We start from the raw sequence: 12532 nt of genomic DNA, 5'->3' as shown, positions 1-12532 counted from the left end.
GATTACCCCAGTTTGTACGCTTGTTTAGCAAAATCATAAGTTAGTTTTCTTGCAATGCTGGCCGCTTCTGTTTCACTGATGCGGTGCTCCACAACTAACTGTGCAAGGAAGCGACAATCAATGCGTCTGGCAACATCATGACGTGCAGGAATAGACAAGAACGCGCGCGTATCGTCATTAAAACCAACAGTATTGAAGAAACCTGCGGTTTCTGTCACTTGATGTCTAAAGCGCAACATGCCTTCAGGGCTATCGTGGAACCACCAAGAAGGACCAAGTTTCAGGCAAGGGTAGTGGCCTGCAAGTGGTGCTAATTCACGGCTGTACGTGGTTTCATCTAATGTAAATAGAATAATGTCGAGGTTAGGCTCGTTACCGTATTTACCGAGTAACGGGCGAAGCGCTTTAACAAAATCTGTTTGCATTGGAATGTCGTGGCCTTTATCGCGACCAAACTGTGTAAAGAGCTGACTGTTGTGGTTTCTAAACGAACCAGGGTGAATTTGCATCACCATGCCGTCTTCTACACTCATTCCCGCTAATTCGGTAAGCATTTGCGCTCTAAATAGCTCTTGCTCTTCAGCGTTACTGTTTCCACTTCTTACTTTATCGAATAAAGCAATACACTCAGCTTCACTTAAATCAGCTGTGTTCGCCGTTGGGTGTCCGTGATCTGTTGCTGTTGCACCGTGCTCTCTAAAGACGGCACGTCGTGCACGAATTGCGTTCAGGTAGCCCTGCCAGGTTGCAGTGTCTTCACCGGTGAGTTCACCAAGTTTCTCAATGTTTGAAACAATATCTTCGCGTGAAGCATCGACTACATCATCAGGTCTAAAGGTGGTGATAACCCGCTTTGCCCACGGTGTATCTTTAATCGCTGCGTGATGGGGAAGGGCATCAAGCGCGCCTTCGGTGGTAGCAATCACTTCAATATTGAAGCGGTCCATCAGCGCACGGGGTTTAAAGTCATCCCCTTGAAGCTGCGCAGTGATGTGGTCGTAATAATGCGTTGCGTTGTCGCTACACAACATCTCTCGCAAACCAAATACATCGTGAAATACAGTGTCTAACCACAAACGCGATGGTGTGGCAGCAAATAGATGATAGTTATCTGCCAGAAGTTTCCAGATTTTACGTGGATCCTTTTCCGTTTCGCCGCCGTCCCAACGTGGCACACCAATATCGGTTAATTTAATACCTTGGCTATACAGCATTCTGAACACATAGTGATCAGGGGTGATAAACAACTCGGTTGCATTGGTGAAATTATTGTTTTGTGCAAACCAACGTGGGTCAGTATGGCCATGTGGACTTATGATAGGGAGATCTCGAATTTCCTTATACAGCGCCTTTGCAACACTTCGGGTTGCTTCATCGGCAGGAAAAAGTCTATCTTCATGTAATAATATCGATTCCATAACGCTCTCTTTTAGAGGGTGACGCCACGTTTCCAAATAGCAATCTCATGGCTGCCATTCTTCTCGTTGCAGGTTTGTTGACCAGATGCCACTGCCAAACAATGTTGGAGTAGCGCTTCGGCACACTTATCGATAGAGACGCCTTCTAGAACTTGTCCAGCGTTAAAATCTATCCAATGTGGCTTCTTATTAGCGATATCTGAATTTGACGATATCTTGACTGTGGGTACAGGAAAACCAAGGGGCGTGCCTCGGCCTGTGGTGAATAAAACGATATGTGCCCCCGATGCTGCCAACGCCGTTGAACTAACGGCATCGTTACCAGGTGCTTGTAATAAACTTAAGCCTTTGTCTTGCTTTGGCTCGCCATACTGCAAGATAGACTGAATAATAGAGGTTCCACCTTTTTGAACCGCGCCGAGTGACTTTTCTTCTAGCGTGGTTAATCCGCCAGCTTTATTGCCTGGAGACGGGTTTTCGTAAATAGGTTGGTTGTGGGCGATAAAGTAGTTCTTAAACTCATCAATCAGCGAGTTAAACGCCTCAAATACGTCTTTGTTTTTAGCGCGATTCATTAAGAGCTGTTCGGCACCAAACATTTCTGGCGTTTCGGTTAAAATGACCGAGCCACCTAGATTACACATTAAATCGGTAACACGCCCTACTGTTGGATTGGCAGTAATACCGCTAAAAGCGTCGCTACCACCACACTTCATGCCTAAGGTTAATTCGCTAGCGTCGATCGGCTCACGTTTGTCATTAGCCATTACTTTTAACAAGTCATAAACCGCATTGACGCCTTCTTCTAACTCATCTACCACTTCTTGTGCGTTGTAGAAGCGAACCCGATTTGCCGGTTTATCAACGTGAGGCAGTAGACTCTTAAGCTGATTGTTTTCGCAACCCAAGCCTACAATTAACACCGCACCAGCGTTCGGGTGAGATGCGAGAGAGGCTAAGATAGTGCGCGTGTCATCTAAATCATCGCCCAGCTGAGAACAGCCAAAAGGGTGGGTAAATGCGCGGAATCCGTCACACTCGCTAGCGAAACGACGATTACATTCGTTGGCAATACGGTCTGCTGTTCGATTTACGCAGCCTACGGTATTGATGATCCATACTTCATTGCGAATACCCACTTTTCCATTTTCTCTTCTGTAGCCCATGAACTGTAACCCAGAAGTAAGATGGTTTTGTTTTGAAGCGGTATTTGACGGCGCGTAAACGTATTGTTCAGTGCCTTTTAACTTAGTCTTTGCGTTATGGCTGTGAACATGTTCACCAGCATTAATTTGGCTTGTTGCAGCACCAATGCTGAAACCATATTTTACGATGTCGCCACCGTCTGACAGGGTAACTAAGGCAACTTTATGGCCAGCAGGAATGTCTTGGCTAACTGTAATGTCATATTCAGCGATGTAAGTGCCAGCCACGATAGGGCAGGTTGCAACCGCAACGTTATCGTTATTATGCACTTTAACTAGTTGTGTTTTAACGTCCATTACAAGTCCTGCTTTATCTTTACGGCTTATTTAACTGCCAAGCGTTGTTAAATAAGCACTGTGTACTTAAAAAGAGCGATAGATTAGAAAACGTTGCTTTTTACGCTCTGTTTACAAATTGTTTATTTTTAACATTCTTTTTTATTGTCGTGCCACCGGTGGCATAATAGGTCGAAAAAGAAGTGTTAGCAACACTTCATTGTAAAAAATCACACTTTTTTGATTGAATCGCGAATAATTAGGTGAGGTTTGACCAGATACGTTTCGGTTTCACTAACTTCACTGCCTTCGATATGCGCGATGATTTTACGCGCTGCGATAGCTGCCATATCGCCAACGGGACGTTGAACAGTGGTAAGGGCAGGGATTACGCGGGCAGCAAGTAAGTTGTCATCGAACCCCGCGACGGATAGTTCGTCAGGTACGGTTATTCCCATTTCATGAGCCACTTTCAATACGCCTGCTGCCATTTCATCGTTGTTTGCAAAAATAGCTTTAACTCGTGGTGACTGAATAAGCAATTGACGCGCGCATTCTATACCGCTTTCGAAGCTGTTTTTACCCTCAATTACCCTGTTTTTAGGTACATCGACACCCAGGCCGTTAAGCGTTTCAACAAAGCCTTCCAAACGCTCTTTTGAGGAATAATACTGTTGCGGACCGCTGATGATACCAATGTCTTTATGGCCTAGTGAAACCATATAGCGCGCTAAGTCACTTAAAGCAGCTCTGTCGTCACTCACTACGATATTTTGATGGTCATCTAAATCTACTGACGCCATTCGCACATAGTTAATACTCTTTTGTTGCAGCGCGTCGGCTAATAACTTCGATTCGGATACCGGTGGCAATATGATGACACCATCTATGTTTGAACGACGCACAAAGTTAATACAGTCTTCTACAAAACCTTCGGCATTATAACTACAAGGGTGTACAACTAACTCATAACCCTTTTGAGAACATATGCTTAACACGCCTCTTTGTACTTGGTCTATATACAAGGCATCGGGGTTGTCATAAATCAAGCCTATCAAGTAAGAGCGGCTAGTACTTAAACCACGCGCTTGTTTGTCAGGGGCAAACCCCGTTTCTTGAATGACCGCTTCAATGCGCTCACGTGTTGCTTTTCCCACATTGGTCGCACCGTTAATGACGCGTGACACGGTACGCTTTGATACACCTGCTAGGGCTGCAACATCATTGATAGTCGGGCGCTTGTTCATAATTCTCTGTTTTTCCGCGCTATTATGTCGTTACTTCCGATATTACCATACAAATACGGGTAATACGTTTTTGTTACTTAAAAGTGAAAGTTCGTGTGATCAAACTACGCCTGACCACACTTTTCAGTTTTGATGATTCTACCTTACTAAAATCCTAGTGCACGTGGTAGCGCTTCGCTGAACCATGCGACATACGTAACTAGCATAAGAACGACAAACATAGCCACATATAAAGGTATTAGCGGTCGAATGATGTTCTCAAGTTTGGTTTTGGCAATGGCACAGGTAATGAAAAGTACGGCGCCGACGGGCGGTGAGCACAATCCAATAGACAGGTTGAGTACGAGCATGATGCCGAATTGCAGTTCGCTCATTCCAAGTTCTAAGGCCACCGGCAAAAATATGGGCGTAAAAATAAGTACGGCAGGTGTCATATCCAAGAATGCACCAACTACGATAAGCAATAGGTTGATTAAGAGAAGAATAAGTAATGGGTTATCGCTTATCGACAACAGTGCGTTACTTAAGGTTTGCGGAATGTTCTCAAACGACAATAGCCAAGACATCGCTGTTGAGGCCGCGATAAGCAGCATTACAATTGCCGTCGTTTCTGCCGCCTTCAAGAAAATATCAGGTAGGGCTTTCGCATCCACTTCTTTATAAAACACCACAGCTAACAGCAATGAGTAAACCACCGCAATGGCACCAGCTTCGGTAGCGGTAAAAACGCCGCCCACAATGCCGCCAATCACTAAGAATATGAGGAATAGGGAAGGGAGTGCTGCGATAGTTTTTTCGACAACTACTTTAATAGGAAGCCGCGGCGATAGGGGGTATCCCTTCATTTTTGCGTAGATAAAGCACACCAGCATGAGCGCTAGACCCACCATAATGCCTGGAATATAGCCAGCCATAAAGAGGGCGGCGATGGATACGCCACCGCTAGCGATTGCGTATACAATTAAGATATTACTTGGCGGAATTAACATTCCCGTAGTTGATGCAGCGGCAGTGACCGCTGCGCTAAAATTCGGCTCGTAGCCAGCTTTCTTCATTTCGGGCAACATGAAGCTGCCAATAGCAGACGTAGTCGCTACTGCAGACCCTGAAATTGCACCAAACAGCATGCAGGAAACAACATTTACTAAGGCTAAACCACCGGGAAGGGCACCAATAAGCGCCATTGCACATTCAATTAATCGCTTGGCTATCCCGCCGCGTCCCATGATAAGGCCAGATAAAACAAAAAATGGGATTGCCAAGAGCGCAAAGCTATTGAGACCACCTGCCATACGCTGGGCAATAGTAATGGTTGCCGGAGCAATGTCCATGCTCATTACCATAGCAAGCAGCGTGGCTACACCAATGCTGATCGAAATAGGAACATTTAAAAGAAGGAGTACAAAAAAGGCGACGACTAAGATAATACCGGTCAGTTCCATTACGCTGACTCCTTATTGTTGTTTCGCCAAAGTGCAGTAATGTTAACCAGTGCATAGGCAATGATAAGGCCTCCAGATAAGGGAAGCACGCTATAGATAAAGCCAATTTTCACACCTAGCGCCGCTGAGATTTGCTCTAGCTCTAATGTAAGAGACACTAGTTCAGCGCCGCCGTAAACCATCACCAAAACACAGAAGATAATGACAATGACTTCAACGCAGGTAAGTAGAAGGCGTTTCACTTTACGAGACTGACGCTCAACAATTAAGTTGAACCCCAAATGCGCGTTTTGGCGATAGGCGTAGGCCGCACCTAAGATGCCAATCCAAATAAGTATGAACCTAGACAACTCTTCGGTGACCGAAGCAGGGTCTTTAAGTACGTAACGTGAGACCACTTGCCAAATTACGGTAAGTAAAATACTTACCATGGCAATAATAAGGGTGCCGGCTAAGGCTTTATCGATGAGGCGTATTATTGTCATTGTTACATCGCTTTTATTTGCGTAATTAAGTCGCCAATTGGCGTGTCTTCAAAGCTCTTATGAAAAGGCTTTACCGCTTCAACGAAAGGCGCTTTATCAGGCGTAATAACTGTGACGCCTTCGGCTTTTACCTTTTCTAAAGAGGCTTGCGTAGATGTTTTCCAAAGTTCGCGTTGGTATTCAACAGAGTCTTCCATTGCTTTGGTTAGCCACGTTTGCTGCTGTTCATTCAAACTTTCCCATACCGGCAGCGATGCCAGCATGACGTCTGGAACACTGGTATGCTCGTCAAGACTGTAGTAACGGGCAATTTCATAATGACGTGAAAGGTAGTAGCTGGGCGGGTTATTCTCTGCGCCGTCTACAACGCCTTGCTGAAGCGCAGTGTACAGTTCTCCCCAGGCAACGGGGGTTGCAGCTCCTCCGAGTGCGCGAACTGTTGCTACTGCAGTAGGGCTGTTCAATACGCGAATTTTGAGCCCGTTCAGATCGCTTGGTGTTTCTATTGGTTTATCGTTGGTGTAAAAACTACGGCTTCCCGCATCGTAATAGCCGAGGCCTTTAAGTCGGAAGTCTTCAACACCAGATAGTAACTCATCGCCTAAATCGCAGTTTAATACACGCCAGAAGTGTTCGTTATCGCGGAAAATATAGGGAATGCTAAAAATCTTCATTTCGGGAGCAAACCCTTCCAAAGGACTTGCCGACACCTTAGTCATGGCGAGTGAGCCAATCTGCAGCAGTTCTACCATCTCCCTCTCGGTTCCCAGCTGGCTGCTCGGGTAAATAACCACACTCATTGTACCGTCAGAATAGTAATCTAGGCGCTCTCCAAGATATTCCATTGCTTTATGTACTGAGTGTTGAGTGTCCAACGTATGCCCCAAGCGCAATACGGTGACTTCGCCTTGCAGTTCATTTTGCGAACACGCCGAGGTTAGCAACAGGGCCGTGGCTGACAGTGTGAGTTTTATATACCGCAACATAATCATTACACCTAATTAGAGCAGGGCTGCTTAACGCAACTGTGAAGGCGGAAACTTATCCATATCATCGTAATCCAGGTTTTCACCTGCCATTCCCCAGATAAATGCATAGCTTCCAGTACCTACACCACAATGAATGGACCAAGGTGGCGATACCACGGCTTCTTCATTCGCTACAAAAATATGGCGAGTTTCGTGAGGTTCGCCCATGAAGTGACATACGCGGCTGTCGCTATCCATATCAAAGTAAAAGTACACTTCATTGCGTCGGTCATGTTGATGAGCTGGCATGGTGTTCCAGACAGAGCCTGTATGCAGACGCGTTAGTCCCATTTGAAGCTGACAAGTATCGACAACAGTATTGATAAGTAACTGTTTGATATCACGCTTGTTGGAGGTTTCCTGACTGCCTAAGTGAAGGATGTTTGCATCTGTGCTGCCTATTTTTTTGCAGGGATAGGCGTGGTGAGCCGGCGCCGAGTTTAAGTAATATTTGGCAGGGTTGGACGCGTTGTCCGACTCAAAAATGACTTCTTCATTGCCTTGTCCGATGTACAAGGCCTCTTCATTATCAAGGTGATAAGTGGTGCCTGAAACAGTAATGGTTCCAGGCCCGCCGATATTAATTACACCGACTTCGCGACGGGCGGTAAAGAACGGCATCTTTAACTGATCTTCAATGGTTTCTAGCGTTAGCGCTGACGTTGTCGGTACGGCACTTCCAAGCATAAAGCGTTCGTAGTGGGTGTATATCCATACGACTTCACCTTGTATCATTAGGGTATCGACTAAAAATGCGTCACGCAATTCTTGCGTGTTGTAAGCATTGGCCTCTTTACGACCGATAGCATATCGGGTATCTATTTTCTTGCTCATGTCTTTTCTATCGCTCATGGCTGTATCCCCCATTCGTTAATTAACGTGCTAGAAAGCCGCCGTCGACAGCAAGGATATGGCCGTTTACGTAATTGCTTGCTGCGCTCGCAAGAAATACCGCCGCACCTGCTAAATCATCACTTTCCCCCCAGCGATTTGCTGGAATGCGGGCACAAATTTCAGCACTGCGCGTTTCATCATCTTGCAGTGCTTGGGTGTTATCGGTTTTGATGTAACCTGGCGCAATAGCGTTCACCTGCACATTATATTGGCCCCATTCGTTTGCTAGCGCTTTCGTAAGACCCGCGATGGCGTGTTTACTCGCTGTGTAGGCAGGAACGGTGATGCCACCTGTATAACTTAACATTGATGCAATATTGATGATTTTGCCTTGTCCCCGTTCTACCATCGTCTTGCCAATAGTTTGGCTAAGTAGGAAAGCTGAATCGATGTTGACAGCAAGCACGTTTTTCCACTCGTCAAAAGGAAAGTCGGTTGCTGGTGCTCTGAAAATAGTGCCGCCGTTATTCAGCAGGATGTCGATGTGTCCTTTAATGCTTAACGCATCTTCAGCAAGTTTAACTACCGCGTCGGCATCAGCGAGGTCGGCATCTAATGCCATGGCTTGACCACCTTCACTTTGAATTTTACGTAGTGTCTCGTCACATCCACCTGGTCGAGAACTGGCGCAGATGACGAAGGCGCCAGAAGTGGCGAGTGCTAAAGCAAGCGCTTGGCCTATACCTCGACTTGCTCCGGTCACTAATGCGGTTTTACCTTCTAGGCTAAAGTTGACCATGTAATTTACCTTTCACTAAATGGTTCATGGGTATGACGAATTTTATCGACATACTAAATTGAAAAATCTCGTTAACAAAATTTAAAATAATTGCCACCGGTGGCATTTGTCAATATATTGTTTATAAATATCGTTAATTAGTTAAATGCGTTAACAACCGATGGAGAGCATAAAAGTGATGAAATTTAGTAAGATAGGTCTAATTTTGGTGCCATTATTGGCAAGTTGCTCACAAGGGGATATAAATTCGGCTTTGTCTGTTAAGGTGAAAAATTCGGCAGACGGTGGTAGCGGCGATCAAATTTTTGAAGTATCTCTGCCCCCGCAATATTCGGGGTGGAAGTTAAAGCAATATCCGTCAGAATGGATTGAGAATAGCGAAGGGCAAGCGGTGTTACTAGGTGCAGCATCTATTGCGCCAGGAAGTAGTGCGTCATTGGAACTTATGCCACCTGAGCAAGCTACGAATGTTACCCTCCAAGACCGGGCGCACGCTGAACTTTCCGTAAGAACAGGAGGAGAATGGCAAGACGCAGCATATAGCGCTGAGGGTTTTTCTTTTGAAGAAGTTACCTCATTCACATCGCCTCCACAATTGACCGATCATTCTTACTTTTTGCGTTACGAAGGACCAGGCTGGGAGTCTGATCAAATGGGCTATCGCCTTTATCTTGATTGGCGTAACGCTATTGATGTCTTTGTTAAAGCGAACGACAGTGTAGTATTACCTGAGGTGGGGCAAGACGGCTACGATAGCTATCATAATTTATCTTCGTGGGGCGGAGACGCGCTTAAAGTTGGTAAATCGTTGGGCGTGGGTGCGCTAGGTCGATTAACAGAACAAGAAACCCAAGACTCCTCAACGCAGACAGTCATGCATTTTCAGCATGTAGAGAATACGCAATACCAATTAGTATCGAATTCTCAGTTGCGGGCTGAGTTCGAGGTTGGCTACGAAGGGTGGTCATCGTCTAATGCGAAAGCGGACAGCATCGACGTTACCACGCACTATCGAATTGATGCGTTTGACCCCTCAACCCACATCAGCGTTTCTCTATCAGAGCCTTCGGATAATATTGTCGCAGGTCTAGTGGCGCATGATGGAATGCAGGTGATTAAAGCCGAGCGTGGTGAGTGGGGCGTTGTAGCGACTTGGGGAACGCAAAGTATCTTGGCAGATAATGACAACTTAGGGTTGGCCGTTGTTTATCGGTTAGATCAGGTCGAAAAGGTATTCGAGGGTGAACATGACCACCTTGTGTTGTTCAAACCTTTAACCGCTTTTGATTATAAAATTTTCGCGGTTTGGCCTAAGCGCAGCAGTGATGTACAAACTGCAAAGCAGTTTGAAGATTATCTGGTTAATAAATTAAAGATGTATAATCATCCTCTTACCGTCTTAAACTAAGTATTACTTAGCGACCAGGCTAGCGGGCCGTAGCTAAATGCGTAGCCCGTTAGCTTATACCGTGTCTTTCTCTAATTGCCTTCTCCAACTACCCTATTTTTCCATTTTAGCCCATCCAAGTTTCAAGCAGTTATGTGCTGTTGTGTTCACGGGCACAAAGCTCTGACCAGTATTGTGAAACAAATAATTCATAAACTGACTGAGTGGTTTAGGTTTTCTTGATTGATCATTCAATAATCCCAATGATTACAGCGCCTTCGTAACTCTTCGCATTTGTTTTATTCGTTTTTTCAGACCCTTGTGTCAATAAAGCTTCATTTTGGTGTCAATTCACTGTCACCGGAATGTCACAAATGTCCTCCAGACTTTCGCCCGCTAAGACGGTTTACTGAGGTGAGTCTTCTGCTTACCTCCACTCAACATCGAAAACAAGTATAAGCAAGGAACTATAATGAAAAGCGAAACTCTTCGTGGAATTAAGTATTCAGCGATAGCACTGGCTGTAACACTAGGGATGACTGCCTGTTCACTGGAAGGTGACGATGGCGAAGACGGTGTACAAGGCCCTGTAGGTGAGCAAGGCCCAGTAGGAGATCAAGGCCCGGCGGGCGACCAAGGTCCTCAAGGTGATAGTGCAGGTACGCTAACACGTATCGCTACGGTTCCACTTGGTGCAGAAGTGACCGGTATATTCTTAACAGACGAAGGCGATTTATTTTTTAACGTTCAGCACCCGTCTGGCACTAATGCGGCGACAACCAGTGTAAATGCAATGCCTATCAACACCGGTACAGTGGGCGTGCTTGCAGGTGCTAACTTCAACAATCTGCCAGTAACATTACCAAATTCACCTGTACCAAGCTCAGATGAAGAAAAAGAGCTGGTGGTTTCTGCCATTGGTCAATATCAAGTACTTGGACAAACGGGCGACACTTTCGGTACTGACCTACCAGAAGGCTTAGGTCACATCTACACGTTGGATGGCGAAGAGTTGGTTCTTGAAAATGACATGCCTGATTTTAACGGCTTCATCTCAACCGCCGAAGGCGAAGGTTACCTTTTCTCGAACTGGGAAGAGCTTCCTGGCGGTATGAGCCGCATGAAAGTTGAAAAAGACGAGTTTGGTATGTGGGAAGTAACTGAAGCCATGATGCTGGATTTCTCGCCAGTGTGGGGAACGGCGGCAAACTGCTTTGGTTCAATGTCACCTTGGGGTACACCGCTTACTTCAGAAGAGTGGGTGGTTGATTCGGCGGTGGATACGACAACATCACCAAGCTGGAATAACCCAGAGGCCGTTTCTACAGATGCGCGCTTAGGTCGTATGTGGCAAATGACGGCGCCAGATGCGCCAAACCCGTACAACTATGGCTACATTGCGGAAGTAACAGAGCCGTTGGCTGATGAGCCGGTTGTTGTTAAGCATTTCGCCATGGGCCGTTACGAGCATGAGAACTCAACGGTCATGCCTGACGGAAAAACGGTTTACCTTTCTCAAGATGATACGGGTGGCGTACTGTTTAAGTTTGTCGCAGACACAGCTGAAGACTTATCGGCAGGTACACTTTACGGCGCTAAGCTCACTCAGGACGCAGGTCAGAATGATCCTGCGACAACTGGTTTTGCGGTTGAATGGGTGGAATTAGCTAGCGGTGATAACCTGACTATTCGCGCGTGGATTGATGAATACAATGGTATTGGTACCGACGATTACGTGGATGGACAAAGTTCTTACATTACTATGGCCGACGTTCAAGCATGGGCTGATGGCGATGCGACCTATCCAACGGTAGAGGAAGGTGGCTCTAGCGTAACAGCAGGACAGCCAATGGATAACCGCGTAGCGTTCTTAGAGAGTCGTGCAGCGGCCCGTCTTAAAGGGGCTACCGCAGAGTGGAGAAAACTGGAAGGTATCTCAATCAACCAGAAACGCGCAAAGGAAGCGGTTGAAGGTGTAGATACTATCGAAGGTGAAGTGGTACAGAATGCATACCTTTACATCGGCATCGCTGATATCGACAACACAATGATTGACGGTGAAGGCGATATGCAGCTTTCAGCCCGCGTTAAAGACTGTGGTGGTGTTTATCGTGCCAAGCTTGAAGAAGGCTATAACATCTCTCGTATTGAACCTGTGGTGATGGGCGGTACGTACCGTTCAAGCCTAACTGGCGCCGAGCGTTGTGACGTTGAACAGCTTTCTCAACCAGATAACGTAGTGGTGATGAACGACGGCCGTATTCTTATCGGTGAAGACGGTTTCCAAGAAAACAATACGCTGTGGATGTATGAGCCAGCAGATAAGTAAGTTTTCTTTTTAATTTAAAAATACTCCGGGTACCTAGGGCCTGTTAACCTTTGGTGTACAACAAAGGTCAACAGGCCCTACG

General features: G+C 46.0%; 10 protein-coding genes. 2 read left to right on the top strand and 8 right to left on the bottom strand.

The genetic code is table 11. The features are described from left to right. Window positions 1–2: 2 nt before the first annotated feature. The 8 genes from uxaC to kduD form a co-directional block, all read right to left on the bottom strand. On the bottom strand, window positions 3–1418 hold the full coding sequence (gene uxaC / locus ACFI6J_RS07620) for a glucuronate isomerase (RefSeq protein ID WP_039225321.1): 1416 nt from the start codon (window positions 1416–1418) through the stop codon (window positions 3–5). Between the two features lie 11 nt (window positions 1419–1429). Further along, entirely contained in the window at window positions 1430–2920 is a 1491-nt protein-coding gene (locus ACFI6J_RS07615; protein ID WP_061486045.1) for a UxaA family hydrolase, read from the bottom strand. Window positions 2921–3129: 209 nt separating this feature from the next. Beyond that, window positions 3130–4146: a LacI family DNA-binding transcriptional regulator gene (locus ACFI6J_RS07610; RefSeq protein WP_014949874.1), complete on the bottom strand. Its 1017-nt coding sequence runs from the start codon at window positions 4144–4146 to the stop codon at window positions 3130–3132. Between the two features lie 146 nt (window positions 4147–4292). Further along, window positions 4293–5588 (bottom strand): TRAP transporter large permease, encoded by a 1296-nt coding sequence (locus tag ACFI6J_RS07605; RefSeq protein ID WP_014949873.1) that lies wholly within the window; start codon window positions 5586–5588, stop codon window positions 4293–4295. Beyond that, window positions 5588–6073: a TRAP transporter small permease gene (locus ACFI6J_RS07600; RefSeq protein ID WP_061486044.1), complete on the bottom strand. Its 486-nt coding sequence runs from the start codon at window positions 6071–6073 to the stop codon at window positions 5588–5590. The genes ACFI6J_RS07605 and ACFI6J_RS07600 overlap by 1 nt, the downstream gene beginning before the upstream one ends. A gap of 2 nt (window positions 6074–6075) precedes the next feature. Next, window positions 6076–7059 (bottom strand): TRAP transporter substrate-binding protein, encoded by a 984-nt coding sequence (locus ACFI6J_RS07595; protein ID WP_061486981.1) that lies wholly within the window; start codon window positions 7057–7059, stop codon window positions 6076–6078. 30 nt (window positions 7060–7089) lie between these two features. Beyond that, window positions 7090–7935, bottom strand: a complete 846-nt coding sequence (kduI, locus tag ACFI6J_RS07590) for a 5-dehydro-4-deoxy-D-glucuronate isomerase (RefSeq protein WP_061486980.1) — start codon at window positions 7933–7935, stop codon at window positions 7090–7092. Between the two features lie 40 nt (window positions 7936–7975). Then, window positions 7976–8734 carry a 2-dehydro-3-deoxy-D-gluconate 5-dehydrogenase KduD gene (kduD, locus tag ACFI6J_RS07585; protein ID WP_014976831.1) on the bottom strand — a complete coding sequence of 253 codons (759 nt, stop codon included), beginning with the start codon at window positions 8732–8734 and terminating at the stop codon, window positions 7976–7978. 178 nt (window positions 8735–8912) lie between these two features. Here kduD and ACFI6J_RS07580 point away from each other — a divergent pair, with 178 nt between their 5' ends. Further along, on the top strand, window positions 8913–10142 hold the full coding sequence (locus tag ACFI6J_RS07580) for a DUF4861 family protein (RefSeq protein ID WP_061486043.1): 1230 nt from the start codon (window positions 8913–8915) through the stop codon (window positions 10140–10142). A 451-nt stretch (window positions 10143–10593) separates the two neighbouring features. Next, on the top strand, window positions 10594–12450 hold the full coding sequence (locus ACFI6J_RS07575) for an alkaline phosphatase PhoX (protein WP_061486042.1): 1857 nt from the start codon (window positions 10594–10596) through the stop codon (window positions 12448–12450). Window positions 12451–12532 lie beyond the last annotated feature (82 nt).

Source organism: Alteromonas sp. G4i13 (assembly GCF_054960505.1).
The sequence above is the reverse complement of the archived record's forward strand: the minus strand, read 5'-3'. Positions and strand labels throughout refer to the sequence as shown.